The following is a 24119-nucleotide window of genomic DNA, read 5'->3' as shown; positions in this document are numbered from 1 at the left end:
TTAATCCACCATCCAAATGTGGTCAGCCTCAAAGCCTTGCTCTTTCCATTCCACTTGTACGCGCTGGCTCTCAACCGTGCTCACTTGCATGCCCACGTAATTAGGATCAATCGGGATTTCACGGTTATAACGTCTGTCAATCAGCACCATTAATTCAACCGTTTTCGGACGTCCGAATGCTGTCATAGCATCAAGTGCAGCCCGCACCATGCGGCCGGTCGACAGCACATCGTCAATCAGGATCACTCTTTTGCCTTCGATCAGAAAAGGCACATTGGTTTTATTAGGCAGCAGTGGAGATTCCCTTCTTCTGAAATCGTCTCTGTAAAAAGTCGCGTCAAGGTAACCCATTGGAATGTTCTTTCCCGTGCGTTCCCTTAATTCTGCGATAATGCGTTCGGCGAAATAAATACCCCTGGGCTGCAATCCCATCACCACAGAGTTGCTGAAATCCTGGTGATTCTCAATGAGTTCCTGGCACAACCGGCTGGTCATGATCTCTAACAACGGGCTGCTTAATATCAATCGTTTTTGGGGCACCATGTAATTTCCCTGAATTTTAGCCTAAATTAAGTGCTCAAAAACGAAATCAAAAACTTTTACTAAATGAAATATCTGATTGCCGGATTGGGAAATATAGGTCCGGAGTATGCATTCACAAGGCATAATATAGGATTTATGGTGCTGGACAGGCTTGCCGCGCAGCACGATTTCAAATTCTCATTTGAGAAGTTAGCCTTCGTTGCCGAATGGAAGCATAAGGGCCGACAGATATATTTTATTAAGCCAACAACATTCATGAACCTTAGCGGAAAGGCGATTCGTTACTACATGGACCAGTTCAAAATTCAGGAAGAAAACCTGCTGGTCATTTTAGATGAGCTGCAACTGCCATTCGGGACGCTGCGCATTAAACCGAAGGGTAGCCACGGCGGACATAATGGTCTGAAAAATATTGAGGAACTGCTGGCCTCGTCTAATTATCCTCGTTTGCGCTTTGGGATCGGAAATAATTTTCCAAGAGGGAGGCAAGTAGATTATGTGTTAAAACCATTTTCCAATGAAGAAATGACGGAACTGCCGATCTTTTTGGACACTGCCGGAGATATGGTCCTTGCTTTTTGTACTTTGGGAATACAAACAACAATGAATAATTATAACCAATGATTGAACATTTTAAAGAAAATATAAATATTTCAAGATCTCAGTTTATTTTGTAAAAATAGATTTTATCAAAATATTATTGACTCGCAACGCTAAATCTTGATATATTATAGTAATTTTTACGGTTAGAAGCGGCGTTCATTCCAAATATAATTTTGTTAGCCGATTCCTCAGAAGCTTGTAATTTCGAAATTAATCAAGATCTTTGTATCACGGTTCGCCTAAATATAAATTGAATAAATCCAAGGAATTTAAATTTATATTTTTACCTTTGTTATACATTAGTCAGTTTCGTTAGTCGCTCAGTCACAAGTTAATACGGCATAAGTCACTCGAAACGCTGAGAAAGGTAAATAAGCAATGTTTAAGCGTAAATCTGAAAATCATTTTACGCCGTATATCAGCCGAAGGTTTTTGAAGTTTGTAAGCGAGAAAATTGGAGTATGATTGAGAACATTGTTACTTTATAACATTAAGACGCTTGCAAAATTACAGTTCATTGCAGGCAACAGAAGCAAAGTCATTTTAGGCTTTTAAAGTTTTAGAAAAATTAATATGCTTGCAGTTGAGTCAATTCAATGAAATGAATGCCGTCAATTGCAAAAGATATATAAGATAAGAAAAGGTTAAGGGTTTAGGAATAGTCAGTATAAAGCCGTCTCAGTGAGATGGCTTTATCTTTTTATAGGCTCGGCCCAAATCTCAACACGGCGATTTGAACGTTTTAAAGCCTCCGTCTGATTCGCTCGGCTGGGCTGCGCAGATCCATATCCCGATCCTGAAATCCGATTCTCCGGGATTCCCTTTCCTAAAAGATAACTCTTAACGGTTTCCACACGCTTGTTAGACAATTCAAGATTTTTGGCAAAATCACCTGTGTTGTCCGTGTGCCCCTTCAAAATGATTTTCAAATCGTCCCTTTTCTCGAAATAAGAAACCAGTGAATCAATTCCTGCCAAAGCATTGTCTTCCAACACATCTGTACTCTGCGTGAAATATAAAGTTGTGAGCGGCGTGTCATAAGTCGCAGCGGAAAGACTGATCAGCGATTTCACTTCTTCAAAGCGGTTGCTGACCTTCACAGAAACGCTTTTGGACTGAAAACCATCTGCCTGGGCAGAAATGCGATATGTTTCGTGCGGCCGCAATTCGAAATTATACACGCCGTCCACCGTTTTTGTTTGAGCAACTAGCGAGTCTCCCTGTGAATTGCGGACCATTACATCGGCGTCATTAACCGGTTTCAGGTTGCGACCATCATATACACGCCCGGTTACAACTGCAAGGTCGGATCTTCTTTTTGCAGGTTCTTTCGTAACTGGTGCTGGTTCAGGCTCTTTCTCTTCTTTTTTTGCAATGGGCTCTTTTGCAGCTTTGCTGATTGTCTGATAACTTCTTCTGATAAACACGGGCGTCATCACGCGATCGTAAACGCGGATCAGCACAATGGATCCTGCACTGGACTCGTGGTTTGCAATCAAGTCATCCTGAAACAAATTGAGCACCTGATCATTATCTAGCATTCCTTCCGTTCCCGGATCTTTGAATTCCAGTTTGGACTGCCCGTTAATGTACATTTTTATAACTTTCGTTTCAAAATCACGCGAGTAAACGTAATGCACATATTGATTGGCGCGCACGGGCGCTTTTTCGCCAATTGCAAAATCATAAAAATTCAGCTTGCCATCATAAATGTAACTTCCGTAATCGCTCTTCCTGTTTTTGAAGTCTAAAACGCGTTTCCAACTGTCCAGCTCCTCCATTTTGAAATAGACTTCAACAGTAAAAGATTTGCTCAAAAATCCTTTGGCCTCCGCATTATTAAACTGCAATCCGCTATTTTTTTCGAATTGATAAATCGTTCTGCTCAGGTCATCCGAGCCCGGAATTTTCTCTTTAATGTATTTCCCAGGCTCACCCAGCACTTTCAAAGCAGGCCCGCCAGTTTCAATCGGGTTGAGACCGTTATTGAAGTCGTAAGTCCACTGGCTTTGCGAAAAGACGGGAAAACAGAGTCCGGAGAGTAAAATTGAAAGAATACACCTTACACTTTTTTTGCTAATCATGCCCAAAAATATAAAAACTGCGGGGGGAAGCCGAAACGCATCGCGTATTTTTGGGCCATAACTCGTTTCAAGCGTGAAAAACATTGCTATTGGTCTTCTTTTTTCCATTCTATGGTCATCTGCATCTGTGGCCACCAAGTTCGGGGTCCGGTCAGCTGCTCCGTTAATATTGGCAAACGTTCGGTTCTTTATCGCTGGTATCTTGCTCCTCTCTTTTTCCTATCTGTTGGGAAAAGATCAGTCTTTCCGATTACCGAATAAAGGTGAGTGGAAACAGCTTGCGCTGTTTGGTTTCCTCAATACAACGCTTTACCTCGGCCTCTACGTGTATGCAATGAAATTTACCACCGCAGGAATCGGCAGTCTGGCGGTTTCCACGAATCCGTTGATCATTGTCTTATTGTCCTCGTGGTGGCTCAAAAGGCGTCCTCGTGCAGAAGAATGGTTTGGAATTATATTGGGAATGGCAGGTGTTGGCGTCGCGACCTATCCCTTACTCTCAGACAGTCACACCACATTTACGGGAATTACATTGCTTCTCATCAGCATGATTGCCGTTTCGGCGGCGAGTGTTTACTATGCAACAGTCAAATGGGAATTGCCAAATCTGCTGATCAATGGCTGGCAAGTGCTCCTGGGCGGTGTTTTTTTGCTGCCGGCAACGTTTATGTTCGCTGACTTTTCAACAACTGTTTGGGATGAAACCTTTTGGTTTCCCGTGTTGTGGCTAAGTCTGGCCGTTTCGATTGTAGGCCTCATTTGCTGGTTTTATCTCCTCCGCATTGACACGGTGAAAGCATCGTTATGGCTTTTCCTTTGTCCACTTTTCGGCTTTTTCTTCGCCTGGTGGCTTATGTCCGAGCCAATTACCATTTACACGGTAATCGGGACGATTCTGGTAATAACCGGACTATATGCCGGCCAGCGAACAAGGTTCGCCACAAAGAATAAGTAATTAACACTCATTCACTCATTCATTCAAAATTACTCATCAACCAAAATCTCCCCCTTCAAATAAAGCCTCGCTTGCCCTCCAATATGAACACGGTCGCCTACAAGTTCGCATTTGAGATAACCGCCGCGTTTGGATAACTGCTTGGCGGTCATGACGGTCTTGTCTAGTTTTTCAGCCCAATAAGGAATCAATGTTGTGTGCGCTGAGCCCGTTACCGGATCTTCATCAATCCCGGATTGCGGTGCGAAGAAGCGCGAAACAAAGTCGACATCATCTCCTGCGGCAGTCACAATAATTCCTCTTGCAGGAATGGTAGACAAAACAATAATGTCAAGATCAAGATTTTTAACCGCATCCTCTGATTCCAGCACGACCATATAATCTGTTTTGCCTTTGTGAACCTCCACCATTGTGGTGTCCGTAAGACTTTCGATGAGCGCAGGCGGCGGCACGGCAATGTGGAAATTATCAACCGGAAAGTTCAATGTAAGCCAGTCATCAATGCATTCAACCATCAGCTCGCCGCTCCGCGAATCGAATCGGATCGAATGGCCTTCATAACCCTGAATATTAAAAATTACATAAGCCGCAGCCAATGTTGCGTGTCCGCAAAGGTCAACTTCGACAGACGGTGTAAACCAGCGGATGTGAAAACCATTTTCATTGGGAACATAAAAAGCCGTTTCGGCGAGGTTATTTTCAGCAGCAATGTTGAGCATTGTCTCGTCCGGAAGCCACTCATTTAGAGGAACAATCGCAGCAGGGTTTCCACAAAACAGTTTATCAGTAAACGCATCAATCTGGTATATGGATAGTTTCATGTAGTTCTTTAATGGGGTTAGCACCAACAAGGTATAAAAAAGATTCCCTATTAAAGGAAGTTCAGTCTGGAAATTTTTAATAATATTATTAGAATCGGATAATTATTCAAAGGTTTTTGAGAACAGCGTCGCATACATGATCTGGTCCGTCGAAGGCGGCGCAAAGCCATGCTCGCGGATGAAAAGTGCAACCTGCCCACGGTGATAAGTCGAATGATTAACGACGTGAGTCAGAATGTCCTGGATTTCATTCGAACAATGCAACCCTTTTAGATTGAAATAGGATATCACCCGTTTGAAGTCATTTTCATCATGTAATTGCAGATAATTAAGCCATTGTTGCGTGTTCTTGTCCGAGTATGCAAGCATTTGTTCCAGCGGAAGAACTTCCCATACCGGCGTATCATTTTGTTGGTTCACCAGTCTTTTATACCAATTGTGCTGCGCATGTAGCAAGTGGCTCGTCAGCTTGATTATCTGTTCGTGCCTGACATTATTCTCAATCAAACAGCCAATGATGCTTTTGTTAGCCCAGTCATTGAAACTGAAAAGCCGGTGAAAATATTCTTTCATTTTACCTCGGTAAATTTAAGCTTTGGCAATTTCATAGCATTTTCAATCAACTGAATTTGAATGGCCAAAATGCCCGCAGCGGCGTTGAAATCTATTTTTTCAGGATCGTCCGTCGGTTTGTGATAGTCGTCGTGGCCGCCTGTGTGGAAGAAGAGCACGGGGATCTTTTTTGCATAAAACGAGCCATGATCAGAGCCGCCGCTTCCTGCGCGATCTGTAAAAAACTTTGTTTCACTCTGAACATCCTTGAAGATTGCAGGCCATTCATCACTGGTTCCGAAGCCGCCAATGCCCACGCCCCGGCCTGCATCATAGCGACCGATCATGTCCATATTGGACATAAAATCGATCTTTTCAAGGGGCAATGTTGGATTGTTTACAAAATGACGTGAACCTAACAAACCCAACTCTTCCGCGCCAAAAGCAATGAACAGAAAGTTGTAAGGCTCTCTTGCAGTGTTTTTGGAAAAATATCTTGCAAGCTCCAACAGTCCTGCCACACCCGATGCATTATCGTCTGCGCCATTGTGGATTTGTCCTTCCGGCTTATCGGCTTTCGAGCCGCCTTGTTTGCCCAATCCCAGGTGATCGAAGTGCGCGCCGATAACGATTGTATATGCAGCTCCGTTGTCGAGATAACCGATCACATTGTTGGTTTCCCGCAAACTATCCGGCACGCTCACTCTTCTAACTTTGGCAATAAATGGCTGGTAAAAACCTTTGGTGCCTTTCGGTTGCAGCCCGTATTTCTTGAATTGTGTGGCCACATATTTTGCAGCTTTTTTATTCTCCTTGCTCCCCGTTCCGCGACCCTTCATTTGGTCCGAAGCGAGCTTGTAAATGTGTTTGGAAAGATTTTCGGGAGAAGGCAGTTGGGCAAAAGAACATTGACAAGCAAAAAGAAACAGGAACAAAAAGTTTTTCATCGAGTGGAGTGACATTAAACGACAAAGATAAACTGCCTGAATCGCCTGCAAAATAGAATTTGCGCTTTTATTTGCATTTTCAGGCATCCAGGCTTAATATTGCAACATCAAGTCAATTGCTTCACCTTGTGTGCGATTGATTTATAAAGAAGAGGCGAGAGAATGGGCTCTAAGAACCTCTGGCAACCTGCTACCACAATGGAGAAAGGTGCTAATTCCCACCTAAGTTATTTAGGAGATATAAACTCAATTCGCGTGAACTTACAGTTAGAAATTTCCGTAAGCCGGATGGCTTTATTCTCGCACCTTTTCTGTGAATTTCACGGATCAGTTTGTTAAATTTTTGAATTAAATCCTGTGCTCTGGCACTTATGCAAGCGGAACAACTAACATTTAAATATCCTTACGCCTACGCGCTGGAAATGGGCGGTGAATTGCCAGGCTTTGAGTTGTCCTACACCACCTATGGAAAGCGAAATGACGATGCAAGCAACATCATTTGGATATGTCACGCGCTCACTGGCAGTTCCAATGCAGCCGAATGGTGGGATGGTCTCGTGGGAGAAGGCAAGTTTTTTGATCCTGCCAAATATTTTATTGTTTGTGTCAATGTGCTGGGCTCGGCTTACGGCTCAACCGGTCCGCTGAGCATTAATCCACGGACACAGAAACCATATTATCGCGATTTTCCGGTCGTAACCGTTCGGGATGTGGTGGGCGCGATGGACTTGTTGCGTCAGGAACTGGAAATCAGGAAGATAAAGATCTGCATAGGCGGGTCATTGGGTGGGCAACAGGCGCTTGAGTGGGCAGTTGAAGTGCCGGATTTGTTTGAAGAATTAATTGTTATCGCATCTAATGCGCTGCATTCGCCCTGGGGGATTGCATTTAACGAATCGCAAAGAATGGCGATTGAGGCCGACCCGACTTTCAAAGACAACACCGATGACGCTGGAAGCATGGGCATGCGTGCTGCAAGATCCATCGCGTTGCTTTCGTACCGGAATTACGACACATATAATTTTACCCAGGCCCGCGACAATCCCGACCAGATCGATGATTTCAGAGCATCGTCTTACCAGCAATATCAGGGCGATAAATTCGTGAAGCGGTTCAATGCATATTCTTACTGGACGCTTTCAAAAATCATGGATTCACACAATGTCGGCCGCAACCGGGGCGGAATTGTGCATGCTTTGGGTTTGGTAAAAGCAAAAACATTGGTCTTAGGCATTAAATCCGATTTGCTGTTTCCATTATCCGAACAGCAATTTATCGCCCGGCACATTCCCGATGCGGCTTTTCAGGAAATCGATTCCCTTTATGGGCACGATGGCTTTTTAATTGAATACAAGCAGCTTAATCAGGTGATCAGGGCTTGGCAAGAAACGAACGGACAATTACAAACAGCCAGAATTTAAGTTTTAGAACTTAAAAAAGCGCAGCTCCGGACATTCCGCAGCTGCGCTTTTTTGCTTGATAATGGTTATTTTGTAATCTTCAAAAGCAATTCAGGTTCGTTGGTCGTGATGTAATCAACGCCTTTTTCAAGAAACCATTTCATCGATTCTTCGTCGTTGACGGTCCAGACATTGGTCGTCAATTTCTTGTCGCGGATCTCTGTAATGTATTCCGGTTTTCTTTTCAGAACGCTTAAATGGTAGTCGATGCCGTCCAATCCGGCCGCTTCGATTTCGTCAGGCGTTTTATCACCGTTTAGATATTCCACATGCGCTTTTGGAGCCAGTTCTTTTACTTTTTTGCACACATCAAAATCAAATGCAATGTAATCCGTAATGCGCTCCGTTTTCGTTTTCTTCACCATTTCAACGCATTTGGCTGCCAAAGCGAGCGAGCGTTCCTTGCTGATCGAAGACGATTTTATTTCGAGGATCAAACGCGTTTTCTTTTGTTTCGCGCCTGCTTTCAAATAGGCTTCCAAAGTTGGCAGCGCAGATCCGTCAGCGAGTTTGATTTGCGAAAGCTCCTGTGCATTCGTCTTTTCAATGTGCGTTCCCTGAATGGCGTGGTCGTGCAAAATAAACAAAACCGAATCGGCCGACATGTGCACGTCAAACTCACTTCCATAGCAACCCAGCTTGATCGCATGCTCCAGTGCACCGATTGAATTTTCAGTTGCGCCCGTATTTTTCCAAGCGCCACGGTGTGCAATCACTTTGTTTTTATTTTGAGACATGCCTTCGAAAGCCATCAGACTGAGGATTGTAACTGCAATTACGGATAAGAATTTTTTCATTTTTTTAAATTTGGAACAATACAAAAAGAATACTTCGAACTCAATTTACCCTGGACGAATGTCCGGAGCAGACTCGAAAATTAAGGCTTCTTTCCCTCAGCCATGTTAGCTCAATGTTAACTTTTAGCGCGCGCTATCTTTCGAAATACATCCAATCAATGTAAAAAAGCAGTTTTTTAGTGCTGTCTGGATTTTTGAAAACCAGATAAATGTCTGTCGCTCGGTTAACCGGTTTGATGTCGGTTGCCAGCTCTTTCCAATCAATCTTAATGTCTTGCGAACTGTTTCCCTTGACATTCACTGAGCCTAGTAAATTTCCGTCGACGCCGCTTTCCCTGATTTCAAGTGTTCCGCCATCGCCATCGCCCACCACCCGGAATTTAAGACGCTTAATTTGATTGAGATCAATGTTCGTGAAGCTGACAAACTTTCCATTTCCAGCCGGGACGGATGTTACAAATCCATTGTTTTTAGTGCCAATTGAAACGCTGACATTCCCTTTTTCGAAGTCTTCCAGCTGTACTAGTGGATTTTTCAGAACAATTGCCGCGCTGCTCTTCAATGGTTCTATGCCGTTTGCGCCCTTATCCGTATAATCGGCCGTCAAAACATACGCGCCTGTATTGCCTTGTCCAATGTGTTCCGTCAAATTAATGTTTCCCTGCGTGGCCATTTGCGGTTTTTCACCCGTGAGTGACAGAATGTATCCAGCCAAATCACGCGACTGCGCCGCGGTCAGATCCGGATGCGGGGGCATGGGATAAGAACCCCAATTGCCGCTTCCTCCTTTGATAATTTTTTGCGCAAGCTGTTCAGCCGCACCCGTTTGCGCTGCATATCGCTTCGATATTTCTTTCAGGGCCGGCCCGATTGATTTGGTGTCCATTGTGTGACAAGATTTGCAATCCAGTGAGGCGTAAAACGTCTGCGTCGCAGCATAACGCAAACTTCCATGACTTGCGCCTGACAATGCAGCCGCAAAATCTTTCCCAATGGGCAAATAATCGAATGCAAGTTTAATGTTCTTTTCCACCTGCGATTTATCCTCGGCATCCTTCACAATTACCTTGTAATCAAAAGGAACATTATCCCAGTAAAAACTGCGGTTGGAAGTTGTGCTGATTGTGACATCGGGAGGCGTGTTGCCAACCTTAATTTGTGTAGTTGCCACGCCCGATCCGCCAGCCTGGTCAGACACAGTTAAGGCAACATTATAAATGCCTGGCTTTGTAATTGTATGGCTGATCTTTGTCCCGGTTAATGTCTTGTCGGCCACTTGCCAATGGTAAGTCAGTTTGTCATTCTGATCATAATCCCTTGAACTAGAAGCCGAAAGATTTACTGTCAACGGAGCAGCGCCAACGGTTTTGTCCACCTTTATGTCCGCAATCGGGTTTCGGTTTCCTTCTGAATATTCTACGCGGATCAGTCCGGCATCTGTGTTTTTGGCAAACCAGTTGGTCCCGTAAGCCAGCATGTAAATCGCCCCGTCATGCGCGATTTGCATATCCATAGGCGCAATCACTTTCAAATGCGGCAAAAACGGCTCCATACTTACATAATTTCCATCTTTGTCCAATGTTACAGCCATGATCCACTTGCGGATCCATTCGTAAATGAACAACTTTCCATTGTAATATTCGGGCAATTTATATTTTGCATTGCGATACATATCGCTGTAATAAACCGGGCCTGCCATCGCGCTTGCCGCCCCCTTTCCAACCATCGGCCAGCGCTTCGATTCGCCCTTTCCATACCAGATCATGGCCGGCTGCGCTGGCGGCAACTCTTTAATTCCAGTGTTATTGGGCGAGTTGTTGATGGGATGCAAAGGATCCTGTTTGGGTCCCTCTTTCTTTGTTTCAAAATCATATTTGGGAAAACCCTCATTGTTTCCCAGGAAATAGGGATAACCAAAAAATCCCGGTTTTCTGGCCTGATTGATCTCATCATAACTTAAAAATCCTTCCTCCGCAGGCACATTCGTATCCGGGCCTACATCTCCCCAATATACAAATTTAGTCTTCGGGTCCACAGAAACGCGAAACGGATTGCGACAGCCCATTACATAAATCTCCGGAAAACCCAGAGAGCCATCTTTTGGAAAAAGGTTTCCCTCGGGAATGGCATAAGTGCCGTCGGGAAGCGGCTTGATCCGCAATATTTTACCACGGAAATCTTTACTATTTGCCGTCGTTCCCTGGTCATCGGAAAGTTGTCTCCCCGGTCGCTCGTCTGTGGGATTGTGTCCTTCTATTTCCTCTGCATTGGTGTTGTCGCCTGTTGATAGATAGAGGAGGCCGTCTGAAAAAGTCAGGTAACCTGCTGAATGACAGCAATAAGTGCGTTGAGTAGGAATTTCCAGCAGCACTTTTTTAGAATCAAAATTTAATTTTTGATCCACCAGATCGTAACGCGCAAGGTGACTCACGTTTTTATCACCAGCCACGCCATAATAAAGATAAATCCAATGGTTTTTGCCAAAATCCGGATCGGCAGCGACTCCTAGCAACCCGTCTTCAATTCCGCTGTAAACATTGATGTGCGCAATTGTTTTGATCTGTTTCTCTTTGGCAACATACAATTTTACATCCCCTTTTCGCTCCACAATAACCACGTCCAGATTAGGCAGAATCGCCATTTCCATGGGTTCGTCCAGGCCTTGCGCGAGGGTCATATGCGTAAAACGTGTGCTGTCGGGCGCATCATTTGCGGGCGCTTTGGCAATGGGTTTTGTGAAAAAGGCTGACAGCGAAAGGCAAGTTGCCGCTGCGAAAAGGGTTAGTAAAAATGTCTTCAAAGGGTTAGGAATTTAAATGTTCGGGAATGCGGAAATTGCTAACGGACTGACTGCATGTGTTTTCGGACCCTTAATTTAACGAGCTTGGATGTGGGTGTGTTGCTTTTGTCCGCCACGCTGTTAATGGGTACGAGCACATTGGTTTCAGGGAAATAAGTTGCCGTGCAGCCTTGCGGAATGGAGTAGGGGACGACCATAAACTTGTGCGCAATCCGCTCCGTGCCGCCAAAATCATTATGCAAATCCACCAGATCACCACTTTTCAGACCTCGGCTCTCCATGTCGCTTTCATTCATCATAATGATGCGGCGTTCATTGAAAATGCCTCTGTAACGGTCGTTCAGGCCATAAATCGTCGTGTTGAACTGGTCGTGGCTGCGAATGGTCATCATCATCAGCTCGTCGGGAGCAAGCTCGGGATCGTGCAGGGCGCCAATGTTGAAATGTGCCTTATGTGTTTTGGTGTCAAAATTTCCGTCCCGGTTACAATTGGGCAAATAAAAACCTCCCGGAACCTGCACACGCTCATTATAATTTTCAAAACCCGGAATGGTGCGTTCAATGTCGGCGCGGATCACGTTATAATCTGCTGCGTAAAGGTCCCAGTTGATCTGTGTTTTTCTTCCCAAAACCGCTTTTGCCAGACCGCAAACAATCGCAGGCTCACTCAGCAACTGATCCGAAACCGGAGGCAAAACGCCCTTCGACATCTGGATCACGCCCATTGAATTTTCACAGGAAACAAACCGGTTTTCGCCATCCTGCATGTCCATATCGCTTCTCCCCAAACATGGCAGAATGAGCGCTTCGGCTCCGGTCACCAGATGGCTCCGGTTCAGTTTGGTCGAAACGTGCACGGTTAATCGGCAATTGCTCAATGCGGCAGCCGTAAACTGTGTGTCCGGCGTGGCTGAAAGGAAATTTCCACCCATTGCGAAAAACACTTTTGCCGTGCCTTCGTGCATTGCCTTAATTGATTCCACCACGTCGAAACCGTGTTGTTTCGGCGTTGTAAAATGGAAATTGCGTTCGAGTGAGCTTAGGAATTGAGGCGTGGGTTTTTCGAAAATCCCCATGGTCCTGTCGCCTTGCACATTGCTGTGGCCGCGAACGGGGCAAGTTCCCGCGCCCGGTTTTCCAATGCTGCCTTTCAGCAAAAGGACATTAACAACCTCCTTAATCGTGTCCACGGCATTTTTATGCTGGGTCAAGCCCATTGCCCAGCACGCAATAATCTTATTTTTTTCGGCCAAAACTCGCACAACTTGCTGAATTTGTGCGAGGCTGACTCCGCTGAGTTTAGCAAGTTCCTCCGCGTTCTGCGTTTTAATGTGCGCAACAAAATCATTGTAACCCTCGGTGTTGTTGGCAATGAAATTGCGGTCGAAAACCACGCCGGGATTGCTTTCTTCCTCTTTCAGTAACAAAATTTCGATGGCTTTGAGCAAAGCCAGGTCACCATTGATCTTAACCTGTAAAAAAATGTCCGTAAGTGAGGGTTGGACGCCCAATATTCCCTTCACACTTTGCGGATTATTAAAGCCCATCAAACCCGTTTCAGGCAACGGGTTAATTGATATAATCGTCGCGCCGTTTGCTTTCGCTTTCTGCAATGCGGTCATCATCCGCGGGTGGTTTGTGCCGGGATTCTGGCCCAAAATCATAATTACTTCCGCCTCATAAAAGTCATTCAATGTCACCGAACCTTTGCCTATCCCAAGCGACTCGCCCAATGCAATGCCACTGCTTTCATGGCACATGTTGCTGCAATCGGGCAGGTTGTTGGTGCCATATTCGCGCACAAAAAGCTGATATAAAAAAGCCGCCTCATTGCTCGTCCGGCCCGATGTGTAAAATATTGCTTCATCCGGTGAAGCCAGTCGGTTGAGTTCCAGCCCGATTTTTTCAAAGGCCGCCTTCCAGGAAATTGGTTGGTAAAACTTAGCACCGGCGGGCAGAAACATCGGCGCCGCGATTCTTCCTTTTCCGCCAATTTCGTAATCCGAAATCTTTGCCAGGTCGGCAACTGCATTGTCTGCAAAGAATTTTGCGTCCAGTTTCTTCATCGTTGCTTCCTCGGCAACCGCCCGGGCACCATTTTCGCAATATTCTGCTATGCCCGAGCGCTCATCGTCCGGGTCGGGCCAGGCGCAGCTTGGACAATCAAAACCGCCTTTTTTGTTCAGATTAAAAAGCGCTTTCATGCCACGTTGCAAACCTGCTTCGCCAATGGTCTTTTGAAAACTGGAAACAACGGCCGGAATTCCCGCCGCAACTTTCTTGATCTCCTTCTGTTTCAGGCCCGTCAGCTTGTCGGGATTTTCCGCACCCGGAATGATATGTTCGTCATTTGGCATGATTAGCAGGTTTTTGGATTTTCGTAATTATCCGATTGATCCTCAGCAACATTGTCGAGGCATTTAAAGTCTTTTTCCACCAGCAAATGCAGCGGTTCCGCATCATTAACCTGCATGTTGGCTTTGAAACCCACGACATCATTTTCCGCCCATCCGTTGATCAAATGTTCGGGCATGATCAGCACGATTGTCCCATCTTCGAAAGTCGCAGAAAGCTCATTATCAGTGGTTGACCGACTGATTGCATAACCAAAGCGCGCATTCATAAATATGGTCTCTTCCTTCAAAAAACCTGTTTTGCTCAATTGTGCAATATCCGTTTTACTAAGCCGAAATCGCACGGAGTTGCGTTGAATGCGTATTTTCATGTTGTTGAGATCCGTTCGAAGCCGGAGTAAATATTAAATTTTTCGTTTTTCAAAAAGCCGATCAGCGTAATGCCACTTTCTTCGGCCAATGCAACTGCGAGGCTTGACGGAGCGCCAATCGCGGCCACAACTTTTATCCCGGCCATCGCGGCTTTTTGAATCAGCTCAAAGCTTGCCCTGCCGCTTAGCAGCAGAATATGGTTTGCCAGCGGCAACTGGTTGTTTAGTAATGCATTGCCAATTAATTTGTCCAATGCATTGTGCCTGCCAACGTCTTCCCGCAGCATTATAAACTTTCCGTCCAGATCAAAAAGTGCCGATGCATGCAGTCCGCCGGTGCTTTCAAAAATGCGTTGCTGACGATTGAGCTGATCCCTTAATGCAAAGAAAACTTGCTTGTTAAGAAGCATTTCGTCGGAATTATTTTGATACGCAGAAACCGTTTTGATCGCATCAATGCTCGCTTTTCCGCAAACTCCGCAGCTGGAAGTGGTGTAAAAATTCCTTTCCAATGATTGGAGCTTGGGTTGAAAATCTTCGGATAAGGTCACCAACACTTTATTTTCATCCAAAACATGATTCGCAACAGCCTTAACCTGAGCGCCATCACTGATAATTCCTTCTGTAAAAAGAAATCCGACAGCCAGTTCACCATCATTGCCCGGCGTCCGCATGGTTACGGAAATGCTTTTTTTAACCAACTTTCCCGACTCATAATAACCAAGCTGCATTTCCAGCGGTTCTTCGACCGCCAGATCATCCTCAGCGTCAAGGTCGTTGTGCTGCGTAATCACTTTGATGCGCTGATGCGCTATTGAACTCACTTCCATCTTATTTGGTGTTATCAACATTGATTAGGGCCTTCACCCTTTCAAAATCCTCTCGCGTATCTACGCTGATCATGACTTCTTTCGATTCAGGAATATATTTTTCCGCCTTTATTTCTTGCAGAAAATATTGAAGACTGTAATGTTTCTCTTCAAATCGTTTCAAAAGCAATGGCGCCGTTTCCTTCGCATACCAGGCCAACATGGGCTCATACTTCCCGGCATCATTGTAAAAAGCAGCGGCAAGCGAATCTCTTTTAGTTTTTGAAAAAAAATTAAGAATATCTTGTGAGGTAAGAAAAGGATAATCACAACCAATGAGCAAAAAGTCATTTCCAGGATGCTGATCGAAGGCTGTCAGCAAGGATGCCATTGGGCCAATGTTCTCATAATGAGGCAAATCAGTCAGGATTTTCTGTTTGTTTAAAATCTCTGATTGTGATTTGTTGCAGGAGATAAAAACTTTTTCGCAGAACGGCATTAAGAGATTATAAACATGTTCCGCCTGCGGGATTCCGAAATATTGCAGCTGGCTTTTGTCAGTGCCCATTCGGATACTTTTCCCACCACACACCACCAGACCAATCGTTGCCATGCCTTATTAAATTATAGAACATGTAATTTAAGCATTTGTCCATTAAATGATGAATTTTGTTAAATTTGAAATTATCCCATAAATAATATTGCAAAACCGATGATTTCTAAACTTAACCAACATCCTTATGTGTCAAAATCATGGAGTTGCCTACATCAAACCCGGCGAGGTTGAAATTCAAGAAATTGAGTATCCCAAACTGGCGTTGGGCGACAGGAAATGTGAACACGGTGTTATTTTGAAAATTGTATCAACTAACATTTGCGGAAGTGATCAGCACATGGTGCGCGGCCGGACAACTGCGCCGGCGGGGCTGGTTTTGGGACATGAAATAACCGGGCTCGTAATTGAAGCCGGGCGGGACGTGGAATATATTAAAGTGGGTGACCTGGTTTCGGTGCCGTTCAACATTGCCTGCGGAAGGTGCCGCAATTGTAAGGTAGGGCAGACCGGAATTTGCCTGAACGTGAACCCAGCGCGTCCCGGTGCCGCGTATGGTTATGTGGACATGGGCGGCTGGGTAGGCGGTCAGGCTGAATATGTCATGGTGCCTTATGCCGATTTTAACTTGCTGAAATTTCCTGACAAAGATCAGGGAATGGCTTATATTAAGGATCTTACATTGCTTTCCGATATTTTTCCGACAGGTTATCACGGAGCCGTTATGGCAGGCGTGGGGCCTGGTTCAATCGTTTATGTGGCTGGTGCGGGACCTGTTGGACTGGCTTGCGCGGCTTCTTGTCATTTGCTGGGAGCAGCGGTCGTTATCGTAGGTGATATGATCCAGGAACGATTAGATCAGGCGAAAAGCTTTGGTTGTGAAATCATTGACTTAACGCAGGACACACCATTGGAACAAGCCATTGCAGCCATCATTGGCGTTCCGGAAGTGGATTGCTTTGTCGATTGTGTAGGTTTTGAGGCACGCGGCCACGGCTCCAATGCCGGAATCGAGTTGCCGGCAACCGTTTTGAACACCGCAATGGCTGTGACCCGCGCAGGCGGCGCGATTGGAATTCCAGGACTTTACGTTACGGGCGATCCCGGAGCCAAGGATAAGGCGGCGCAGGAAGGCAGTTTGAGCATTCGCATCGGGTTGGGCTGGGCAAAGTCACATTCTTTTTACACCGGTCAGTGCCCGGTTATGAAATATCACCGAGCGCTCATGAACGCGATTTTATATGACAAGATCAAGATCGCGAAAGCGGTGAATGTGGAAGTCATCAGTTTACAGGATGCTCCGAGAGGATACAGGGATTTTGACAAAGGCGCAGCCAAAAAATTTGTTATCGATCCGCACAATATGATCATGAATTGAATTTAAAATTCAGCGAGGAAGAGGAGAAGCGCGGCAATGTGCTTCTCCTTTTTCATTAATAAATGCTAACTTCCTTTATGGAACAAGGTGATGTTAAAATATTAAAGAAGAAACCGATTTATCCTGTCAGCGCGGAGCTGCGGAAATATTTGCGTCTTTACCAGCGGGATTCCAAGCTGCCGGTGGGTTATCACGATCTGCTTAATTTTTACGAGTCTTTTCCCGTGATGGACAAGAATGGCAAGGATACGCTTTGGGAAAGTCCGCTGTATCCGCCGCATGAAATTGACAGGCTGCACAGCGGTTTGAAAAAGGCCTATGCAATGCTGAAAGCCTCTGGTAATCTGCGCATTGTCGAACACAAATACATTGACCGCATTGACTATTGCAAATTCGGCAATTCAAACCCGTTCAGGATCAAAATTGTAAATCGGCTCAATGACATTTACGATTATTTTTATGTGAAAAGGGCTGATGCGTCCAGGATTTATGGGTTGGAATTGGAAGAAATTTTTTCTCCTAACCAAGTCAATTATCTGGTTGATGGCGATAGTCTGATCGAAGAGCACATTGCCGGAATTCCCGGTGATGAATTTGCAAAAACACGTCTGCGCGAGCCCGATTACAACCCCATCCGTATCGCCAAAGAATTTGTAAAATTTAACGAACGCTGCATGATCACGCTCTTGGGCGACATGCGGGCCTATAATTTCGTCATGCAAATCACCCCGGATTTCGACGACTTTCAGTTCCGTTTGCGCGCCATTGACTTTGACCAGCAGTTTTATGAAGGCAACATTAAAGTCTATATGCCGCAGTTTTTTAAGGAAAACCGGCCCTACGTCGAGCTCGCAATGGAATATTTGACCGACAAAACGGTCCTTCAATATCAGCAGGAAGAGCAATCGTCCATCATGTATCAGGCACGAAGCGAGCGATATCGCCTGAAAGAACTCCGCGACGTTTCCATTAAAGACAATATTTCAACGATAGACAACATTCACCAGCTCCGCGAAGGGCTTTTCAAACATTATTCGGACAACCAATATCACCGCTGCGAAAGCATGACGGATATTATTGAGTTGAATATTAAGAATGTGATTCGGCAGGTGAATGCGTAGGAACTGAACCGATAAATAATCCTTGCTAACCGATTAAAAATTAGTCACTTAGTGTAGGCATTTATTGTAACCATTTGGTTATTATTGTATATGTTTAGCAAGAAGTTTATATTTTTTGAACAATAAGTTATACGGCGACAATTTTAATGTGTTGCCTGTGTACTCAAATCTTTAAATCGAAGTATTAATCCCTTGGCGGCCTCCTGCTAAATCAAGTCAGCTACAAATCCGGGTTACATTCTGTGATGATTATCAGTATCAGAACACTCCACCAGTTTATCTAAAATTTATGAAAAATCTCTTCATGATCAAGTTGTTATCTTATTTTATAATAATATTCTTCGGAATGGCTTTTTCGTGTCAGGATCACGAGGTAGCCGTTGGCTGGCCGGGGCCGACATTTCCCGTAAACGCCTGTGAACGAGTTCGTGGTGGAGCGAGAGCGTTTCCATGCGAGTTTCAAATTGTAAGATTAGAAATTCTTCGTCAGAATACGGATGAGGTTGTGGACACAGCCACTCCCACTGATTCGACTGTTACGCTTCCTACTAATTCAGCATTTACATTCCAAGTACGAAACCTTGGAAGTTATTTTTTTGCAAGTTGGCGAACCAAGGTTACAGTAAAACGCGTGGCTAACGCACAATTTCCTAATTCAAATGAATATATAGCCAGAAATTTGTACAGGGATTTTTATGAAAACACTTACGACCCTATCACGCCTTCTGATAATTCCCTTGTCAAGCGCACTATTAATATTGCTCTTGGGGAGACCTTCACATTTGAACATGGTTTCTACTTCGAAGGGAATCCCCAGTATTTGCCATATTCGGCGAATCAATTTACCGTAGTTCAAAATCTGGTTACTTCGGAGGTTCTTCGCAATGCGCAATCTATGCTTATAATATAATTCCAGTCACACTAAATCTTTCAATTTGATGAAAAGAGCTATACTTGTCGCATTAGCTTTCTTGCTATTACATATATCTCTGCAAGCCCAAACATGCGGTGTTGACGGGATTATGCTGACTTCACAGACCAGCGTTAACAACTTTAAAAAGAGCGGTTGTACTCATGTACTAGGAAATCTAGAGATCAATAGCATTTATACGCCGCATGACCCTATTATAAACCTTGACAGTCTGATTGTTATTAAACAGATAAGTGGTGGGTTGTCAATTTTTAATAATAATTCCCTGACAAGTTTAAAAGGTCTTGACTCGCTGAAAGTAGTAGGTCAAAGGGTATCGATCGGTAACAACGGACTATTAAGTTTGACGGGCTTACATAGTCTTCGGAAAGCCTACTACATTCAGATTTCGAGGTCACTTCCCATGACCAGTCTTGCCGGATTGAACAGTCTGGATTCGCTGATTGGATTTACAGTCGATAATACCTCGCTTTTAGATCTGACAGGCTTTGCGCCGCTGTTAGACTCTGTTAGTAGCTTTAATATTTCAGATCATACCAAGCTTCAAAGTCTGTCGGGGCTATCTTCCAATCTTGTTTATATCGCCTCCTTACAAGTTCGCGATTGTAAGAATTTTAGCAGTATAGGTGAATTGCCGGCGTCACTGACATCGCTGTATAATATCCAAATTTCAAATACTCCGGCCTTATCCTCGCTGGAGGGTTTGGAGTATGTAAAGAAGCTATATGGTTTAGTCGTTTACGATGTTCCAAACGTAAAAAATCTTGTCGGTTTGGGACCGGTCAGGGAACTTGGGTTTTTACAAATCAACAGCATAGAGCAGCTTTCCGGACTGGATTCGCTTGAAAAAGCCGGTGTAATGCTGCTAACCGGACCTCTTCAGAATTTTACAGGTCTGAAATCAATCAAGGAAGTGGGAACAATTGCTCTTACGAATAATCCCCAAGTTAGTTTTAAAGGTTTGGAAACGGTCGATTCATTGCTGGATCTTTCGCTTGGACATTGTGCGATTGCCACCTTTGCCGGGCTTGATAATGTGAGGTATCTTTATTCACTCTCACTCTCAAACTCCTCAGTAGCCTCACTAACCGGATTCGAGAATGTGCGGCACATCCGGGCCGGAGTCCAACTCCAAAAGGTATCGGGTTTAACAAACCTGCAGGGGCTTAACAAGCTTCATACTATCGAAGATGAGTGGCTGTGGGTATCCGGAACTCTTGCCCTGCAGATTCAAGACATGCCTGATCTGACGAGCTTGGACGGACTTGATTCGCTTCGTTCTGTTGGCGGACTATATTTAGCCAGCAATCCTAATCTGCAAAGTCTGGCAGGAATCGGGAATATTGATCCGGCTAAACTTAAAATGGTATACTTGCAAAATTCAGGAACGCTCACTGATTGTAATGTAAAAAGCATCTGCACATATCTGATGCAGCCAACCAACCCTGCTTTCATCGCGAGCAATGGCGCTGGCTGTTCCACACGCGAGCAAATTGTTACCAGCGAAGAATGCCTGATTGTGTTCCCGGTAGAGCTCGTTTCATTTACCGGAATGCCCGTTGTAGAAGGAAATAAGCTGAGGTGGCGAACGGCCTCAGAAGTGATTAACAAGGGATTTGAAATTGAGCGAGGCAACAATGCCCGCTCATTTACCAAGATTGCCTTTGTAGAAGGAAGCGGAAATAGCAATCAGGAACAACAATATTCTTACACCGATTCGTCTCCGTTTTCTACGACCTACTACCGTTTGAAACAGCTCGACTTTGACGGGAAATCAACCTATTCAAAGATCATTGTGCTGCGAACAGGTGAGCACGCTGCCAAAGTGTATCCGAACCCGGCACGGGGCTTGCTGAATATTGAAAGTGAGGATTCAAACCTGCCTTTCAGTATCAAAAATGTTCAGGGATTTACGGTAATGGAATCTTCGGTGCTGCCGACAAAACCATTGGATACCAGTTCGCTGCAAAGTGGCGTATATATGATCACGGTGGGGGAGAAGGTGTTTAGAGTTGCTGTACAGAATTGAGATCATCTTCATTTAAAATCATCAAATCCATCCATATGAAAAACACACTAAACCTCACAATCTTACTCGCGTTTCTCAGTTTTGCAGCATTAGCTCAATGTACAATTGGAGAGGTCAGATTGACTTCGCAGGCTGATGTAGACAATTTTAGTGTGCAATATCCTAGTTGCACGAAGCTTATAGGTAACCTGCTTATTTCGGGTCCTGATATTACAAGTCTGAGCGGCTTGCTGCCGATTACAACCATAACCGGTGACATTCAGATTTACGAAAATCCACTGTTAACCTCACTCGCCGGGCTTAACTCACTTACTTCGGTTGTAAACGGGAAGATCCAGATTGCTTCCAACCCCGTACTTGCCACTTTAAATGGCCTGAATGCTCTAACAACAATTACTAATAATATTCCGAATCTCTGGGCTGGTGAGATTTCGATAAGCTATAATCCTGGCCTGGTTGATTTGACAGGCCTTACCTCTCTTACTACTTTAAGCAATACCCTTGGCATTTCGAACAATGCAGGACTCATAAGTCTTGCGGGTTTAGATGTTCTCGCATCCGTTCCGTTTGTTAACATTTCTGATAATGCTGTATTGACTTCATTATTCGACCACAATTTGACCAGTTGCAGCGAAATTATACTTTATCGGAACAATGCATTGCCAGCACTTTCAGGCTTCGGTAATCTTACTCAGCTAAAAAGAGCAGAGATTGTTTTAAATCCGTCGTTGATCAGCCTGAGCGGACTTTCCACGATCACATCCTTTACGGATAATCTTGTTATTCGGAGCAACAATGCACTTATTAATCTAAACGGTCTGAATAATCTTAAAGAAATCTCTGGTTTATTCCGATTTTCAGACGGCAGCACAACGCCGGTTGGATTGGATAAGCTGGATATTGTTCGCGGGCAGCTTTTACTTCAAAACAATACATTCGAGACTATGAGTGGCTTCACAGTGCTAAGAACTGTACTTGGTCGGTTAACAATCGAAGCCCATCCTAATTTAAAAAGTCTGGATGGATTAGAATCTCTCGAGGGAATATCAGGTGATTTGATAATCAGGGATAATCCTCTTCTCGAAAGTATTGCTGCTTTGAAAGACATGTATATATATACTTCTCCCAATCTGATCATCGAAGGCTCGCCGCTGCTTTCAGATTGTGCTAATGAAGGTGTATGCATTTACCTCGAATACAGGCCTAACAATGCATTTATAAGTGGTAATGGAGAAGGTTGCAGCTCGAATAATGAAGTAAAGTACTCGCCCACATGCATCGCAGTCCTACCAGTTGATCTTGTTTATTTTAAGGGAACCAAGAGTGTTGAAGGCAATAAGCTGATCTGGGAAACTGCGTCCGAGACAAATAACAAAGGTTTCGAAGTTCAGCGAAGTTTGAATGGAAGAAATTTTGAAACCATAGCATTTGTAAATGGATATGTCGATTCCAAACGGAAAATGCAATATGAATACATTGATATTGACACACAGTTTAAGTCTTATTACCGCCTTAAACAAGTTGATCTCGATGGTAGCTCCACCCTTTCAAGGACTATCGTAATGAATGCTGATGGACAAATTGCCACAGTCTACCCAAACCCCGCCCACGGACAATTGCATATTCAAAGCGCCGATAAAAACCAGCCTTACAGCATCCGCAACGTTCAAGGGTTTTCAGTGATGGAATCTTCGGTACTTCCTTCCAAACCACTAGATACAAGCTCGTTGCAAAATGGTTTGTATCTGATCACAGTCGGCAAAGAAGTGTTTAAAGTGGCTGTGCAGAATTGACACGCTTTATCCGTACTTTTGCGGAACCTGCGGCAGCGTCTAAGCTGTTTAGCATTTTCAACATAAACAAAATCGGAAGGCATTCAACCTTCGCAGATTCCTCGAATGAGCAAACACGGACGCATTTTAGTCGCCATGAGTGGCGGCATTGACAGCTCGCTTGCAGCTGTTATGTTACACGAACAAGGTTATGAGGTCATCGGCATGACCATGAAAACCTGGGATTACGCCAGCAGCGGCGGCACTAAAAAAGAAACTGGCTGCTGCTCCCTCGACTCCATCAATGACGCAAGAAACATTGCAGTTGAACTAGGCTTCCCACATTATATTCTCGACATACGCACCGAATTTGGCGATTATGTGATCGACCATTTTACGGGAGAATATCTCGAAGGCCGCACGCCAAATCCGTGCGTTTTGTGCAACACGCACATTAAATGGGACGCGCTTTTGAAAAGAGCGGATCGTCTGGATTGCGAGTTTATTGCAACCGGACATTATGCCAATATGCAATTCAATGATGGCCGTCATTATGTATCTAAAGGCATTGATGCGTGGAAAGATCAAAGTTACGTGCTTTGGGGCGTTTCGCAGGAAAGTTTGGCACGCACCAAATTGCCGTTAGGATATTTACACAAATCAGAAATCCGTGAGATGGCGCGGGAACGAGGTTTTATCGATCTGGTTAACAAATCGGAAAGCTATGAAATCTGCTTCGTGCCGGATAATGATTATCGTGGGTTTTTGAAAAGAAGAATTCCAGGTTTGGAAGCAGAAGTGGCTGGTGGAAATTTTGTTTTTGAAGACGGCACAATCGTTGGAAAACACGAAGGTTATCCATTTTACACCGTTGGCCAGCGTAAGGGATTAGGAATTGCGCTAGGCAAACCTGCTTTTGTAACAGAAATCAGAAAAGACACCAATGAAGTTGTGCTGGGTGATTTGCCAGATCTTTTCCGGGATGGAATGTATGTCAGCAAGCTGAACCTGCAAAAATACGCGTCACTGGAAAAGCCGTTAGAAACCGTAACAAAAGTTCGTTACAAACACGACGGAACGCCCGCAACCATCGAGCAAATTGAAGCTGATAAAATCGTCGCCAGATTCCACGACGGCGTCAACGGCATCGCGCCGGGGCAGGCTGCTGTTTTTTATGAAGGGGATGATGTTGTCGGCGGAGGCTGGATTATGAAGAGTTTCCGGCAGTAATAGGGATGA

At 44.6% G+C, this 24119-nt stretch carries 20 protein-coding genes and 1 riboswitch; of the genes, 9 read left to right on the top strand and 11 right to left on the bottom strand.

Features of this window, described 5'->3' with window-relative positions; all coding sequences use genetic code 11:
- Nucleotides 1–540: a bifunctional pyr operon transcriptional regulator/uracil phosphoribosyltransferase PyrR gene (gene pyrR / locus LZG73_RS03560; RefSeq protein ID WP_233846478.1), complete on the bottom strand. Its 540-nt coding sequence runs from the start codon at nucleotides 538–540 to the stop codon at nucleotides 1–3.
- A gap of 66 nt (nucleotides 541–606) precedes the next feature.
- On the opposite strand from pyrR, the gene pth reads away from it, so the two are divergent.
- Complete coding sequence (pth, locus tag LZG73_RS03555; protein WP_233846195.1) at nucleotides 607–1167, top strand: aminoacyl-tRNA hydrolase; 561 nt, start codon at nucleotides 607–609, stop codon at nucleotides 1165–1167.
- Nucleotides 1168–1838: 671 nt separating this feature from the next.
- Here pth and LZG73_RS03550 read toward each other — a convergent pair.
- Nucleotides 1839–3230 carry an OmpA family protein gene (locus tag LZG73_RS03550; protein ID WP_233846193.1) on the bottom strand — a complete coding sequence of 464 codons (1392 nt, stop codon included), beginning with the start codon at nucleotides 3228–3230 and terminating at the stop codon, nucleotides 1839–1841.
- A 73-nt stretch (nucleotides 3231–3303) separates the two neighbouring features.
- On the opposite strand from LZG73_RS03550, the gene LZG73_RS03545 reads away from it, so the two are divergent.
- Nucleotides 3304–4185, top strand: a complete 882-nt coding sequence (locus tag LZG73_RS03545; RefSeq protein ID WP_233846191.1) for a DMT family transporter — start codon at nucleotides 3304–3306, stop codon at nucleotides 4183–4185.
- A gap of 29 nt (nucleotides 4186–4214) precedes the next feature.
- Here LZG73_RS03545 and LZG73_RS03540 read toward each other — a convergent pair whose 3' ends face one another.
- The 3 genes from LZG73_RS03540 to LZG73_RS03530 form a co-directional block, all read right to left on the bottom strand.
- The gene (locus tag LZG73_RS03540; protein ID WP_233846190.1) at nucleotides 4215–5006 is read right to left on the bottom strand and encodes a PhzF family phenazine biosynthesis protein; all 792 of its coding nucleotides are present in this window, start codon (nucleotides 5004–5006) and stop codon (nucleotides 4215–4217) included.
- Between the two features lie 102 nt (nucleotides 5007–5108).
- Complete coding sequence (locus tag LZG73_RS03535) at nucleotides 5109–5579, bottom strand: DinB family protein (protein WP_233846189.1); 471 nt, start codon at nucleotides 5577–5579, stop codon at nucleotides 5109–5111.
- Nucleotides 5576–6505 (bottom strand): M20/M25/M40 family metallo-hydrolase, encoded by a 930-nt coding sequence (locus tag LZG73_RS03530; RefSeq protein WP_233846188.1) that lies wholly within the window; start codon nucleotides 6503–6505, stop codon nucleotides 5576–5578. Before LZG73_RS03530 ends, LZG73_RS03535 begins: the two co-directional genes overlap by 4 nt.
- Nucleotides 6506–6643: 138 nt before the next feature.
- Nucleotides 6644–6752, top strand: a riboswitch (SAM riboswitch).
- Nucleotides 6753–6876: 124 nt separating this feature from the next.
- Here LZG73_RS03530 and metX point away from each other — a divergent pair.
- Nucleotides 6877–7926, top strand: coding sequence for a homoserine O-acetyltransferase (metX, locus tag LZG73_RS03525; RefSeq protein ID WP_233846187.1), 1050 nt, complete (start codon nucleotides 6877–6879; stop codon nucleotides 7924–7926).
- A 65-nt stretch (nucleotides 7927–7991) separates the two neighbouring features.
- Here the strand turns inward: metX and LZG73_RS03520 are convergent, their stop codons facing one another.
- The 6 genes from LZG73_RS03520 to LZG73_RS03495 form a co-directional block, all read right to left on the bottom strand.
- Nucleotides 7992–8762: a glycerophosphodiester phosphodiesterase family protein gene (locus LZG73_RS03520; RefSeq protein ID WP_233846186.1), complete on the bottom strand. Its 771-nt coding sequence runs from the start codon at nucleotides 8760–8762 to the stop codon at nucleotides 7992–7994.
- A gap of 133 nt (nucleotides 8763–8895) precedes the next feature.
- The gene (locus LZG73_RS03515; RefSeq protein WP_233846185.1) at nucleotides 8896–11562 is read right to left on the bottom strand and encodes a PQQ-dependent sugar dehydrogenase; all 2667 of its coding nucleotides are present in this window, start codon (nucleotides 11560–11562) and stop codon (nucleotides 8896–8898) included.
- Between the two features lie 38 nt (nucleotides 11563–11600).
- The gene (locus LZG73_RS03510) at nucleotides 11601–13919 is read right to left on the bottom strand and encodes an FdhF/YdeP family oxidoreductase (RefSeq protein WP_233846184.1); all 2319 of its coding nucleotides are present in this window, start codon (nucleotides 13917–13919) and stop codon (nucleotides 11601–11603) included.
- Nucleotides 13920–13921: 2 nt separating this feature from the next.
- Nucleotides 13922–14287: a DUF7009 family protein gene (locus LZG73_RS03505; RefSeq protein WP_233846182.1), complete on the bottom strand. Its 366-nt coding sequence runs from the start codon at nucleotides 14285–14287 to the stop codon at nucleotides 13922–13924.
- Nucleotides 14284–15117 carry a formate dehydrogenase accessory sulfurtransferase FdhD gene (gene fdhD / locus LZG73_RS03500; protein ID WP_233846181.1) on the bottom strand — a complete coding sequence of 278 codons (834 nt, stop codon included), beginning with the start codon at nucleotides 15115–15117 and terminating at the stop codon, nucleotides 14284–14286. The genes LZG73_RS03505 and fdhD overlap by 4 nt, the downstream gene beginning before the upstream one ends.
- A gap of 1 nt (nucleotide 15118) precedes the next feature.
- Nucleotides 15119–15709 carry a molybdenum cofactor guanylyltransferase gene (locus tag LZG73_RS03495; RefSeq protein WP_233846180.1) on the bottom strand — a complete coding sequence of 197 codons (591 nt, stop codon included), beginning with the start codon at nucleotides 15707–15709 and terminating at the stop codon, nucleotides 15119–15121.
- Between the two features lie 127 nt (nucleotides 15710–15836).
- On the opposite strand from LZG73_RS03495, the gene fdhA reads away from it, so the two are divergent.
- From fdhA to mnmA, 6 genes are all read left to right on the top strand, one after another.
- Nucleotides 15837–17027 carry a formaldehyde dehydrogenase, glutathione-independent gene (gene fdhA, locus LZG73_RS03490; RefSeq protein ID WP_233846179.1) on the top strand — a complete coding sequence of 397 codons (1191 nt, stop codon included), beginning with the start codon at nucleotides 15837–15839 and terminating at the stop codon, nucleotides 17025–17027.
- A gap of 77 nt (nucleotides 17028–17104) precedes the next feature.
- Complete coding sequence (locus LZG73_RS03485) at nucleotides 17105–18148, top strand: hypothetical protein (RefSeq protein ID WP_233846477.1); 1044 nt, start codon at nucleotides 17105–17107, stop codon at nucleotides 18146–18148.
- A 289-nt stretch (nucleotides 18149–18437) separates the two neighbouring features.
- Complete coding sequence (locus LZG73_RS03480) at nucleotides 18438–19058, top strand: hypothetical protein (protein ID WP_233846178.1); 621 nt, start codon at nucleotides 18438–18440, stop codon at nucleotides 19056–19058.
- 28 nt (nucleotides 19059–19086) lie between these two features.
- Nucleotides 19087–21108: a T9SS type A sorting domain-containing protein gene (locus tag LZG73_RS03475; RefSeq protein WP_233846177.1), complete on the top strand. Its 2022-nt coding sequence runs from the start codon at nucleotides 19087–19089 to the stop codon at nucleotides 21106–21108.
- 35 nt (nucleotides 21109–21143) lie between these two features.
- Nucleotides 21144–22901, top strand: a complete 1758-nt coding sequence (locus LZG73_RS03470; RefSeq protein WP_233846176.1) for a T9SS type A sorting domain-containing protein — start codon at nucleotides 21144–21146, stop codon at nucleotides 22899–22901.
- A 105-nt stretch (nucleotides 22902–23006) separates the two neighbouring features.
- Nucleotides 23007–24110: a tRNA 2-thiouridine(34) synthase MnmA gene (mnmA, locus tag LZG73_RS03465; protein WP_233846174.1), complete on the top strand. Its 1104-nt coding sequence runs from the start codon at nucleotides 23007–23009 to the stop codon at nucleotides 24108–24110.
- Nucleotides 24111–24119: the final 9 nt, after the last annotated feature.

It is taken from the genome of Dyadobacter sp. CY326 (genome assembly GCF_021390515.1).
Lineage (GTDB): Bacteria > Bacteroidota > Bacteroidia > Cytophagales > Spirosomataceae > Dyadobacter.
The sequence above is the reverse complement of the archived record's forward strand: the minus strand, read 5'-3'. Positions and strand labels throughout refer to the sequence as shown.

Excerpts from the sequence above, each read along its gene's own strand:
- pth (WP_233846195.1), top strand. The coding sequence starts at position 607 with ATGAAATATCTGATTGCCGGATTGGGAAATATAGGTCCGGAGTATGCA.
- LZG73_RS03550 (WP_233846193.1), bottom strand. The coding sequence starts at position 3,230 with ATGATTAGCAAAAAAAGTGTAAGGTGTATTCTTTCAATTTTACTCTCC.
- LZG73_RS03540 (WP_233846190.1), bottom strand. The coding sequence starts at position 5,006 with ATGAAACTATCCATATACCAGATTGATGCGTTTACTGATAAACTGTTT.
- LZG73_RS03535 (WP_233846189.1), bottom strand. The coding sequence starts at position 5,579 with ATGAAAGAATATTTTCACCGGCTTTTCAGTTTCAATGACTGGGCTAAC.
- LZG73_RS03530 (WP_233846188.1), bottom strand. The coding sequence starts at position 6,505 with ATGAAAAACTTTTTGTTCCTGTTTCTTTTTGCTTGTCAATGTTCTTTT.
- metX (WP_233846187.1), top strand. The coding sequence starts at position 6,877 with ATGCAAGCGGAACAACTAACATTTAAATATCCTTACGCCTACGCGCTG.
- LZG73_RS03520 (WP_233846186.1), bottom strand. The coding sequence starts at position 8,762 with ATGAAAAAATTCTTATCCGTAATTGCAGTTACAATCCTCAGTCTGATG.
- LZG73_RS03510 (WP_233846184.1), bottom strand. The coding sequence starts at position 13,919 with ATGCCAAATGACGAACATATCATTCCGGGTGCGGAAAATCCCGACAAG.
- LZG73_RS03505 (WP_233846182.1), bottom strand. The coding sequence starts at position 14,287 with ATGAAAATACGCATTCAACGCAACTCCGTGCGATTTCGGCTTAGTAAA.
- fdhD (WP_233846181.1), bottom strand. The coding sequence starts at position 15,117 with ATGGAAGTGAGTTCAATAGCGCATCAGCGCATCAAAGTGATTACGCAG.
- LZG73_RS03495 (WP_233846180.1), bottom strand. The coding sequence starts at position 15,709 with ATGGCAACGATTGGTCTGGTGGTGTGTGGTGGGAAAAGTATCCGAATG.
- fdhA (WP_233846179.1), top strand. The coding sequence starts at position 15,837 with ATGTGTCAAAATCATGGAGTTGCCTACATCAAACCCGGCGAGGTTGAA.
- LZG73_RS03485 (WP_233846477.1), top strand. The coding sequence starts at position 17,105 with ATGGAACAAGGTGATGTTAAAATATTAAAGAAGAAACCGATTTATCCT.
- LZG73_RS03480 (WP_233846178.1), top strand. The coding sequence starts at position 18,438 with ATGAAAAATCTCTTCATGATCAAGTTGTTATCTTATTTTATAATAATA.
- LZG73_RS03475 (WP_233846177.1), top strand. The coding sequence starts at position 19,087 with ATGAAAAGAGCTATACTTGTCGCATTAGCTTTCTTGCTATTACATATA.
- LZG73_RS03470 (WP_233846176.1), top strand. The coding sequence starts at position 21,144 with ATGAAAAACACACTAAACCTCACAATCTTACTCGCGTTTCTCAGTTTT.
- mnmA (WP_233846174.1), top strand. The coding sequence starts at position 23,007 with ATGAGCAAACACGGACGCATTTTAGTCGCCATGAGTGGCGGCATTGAC.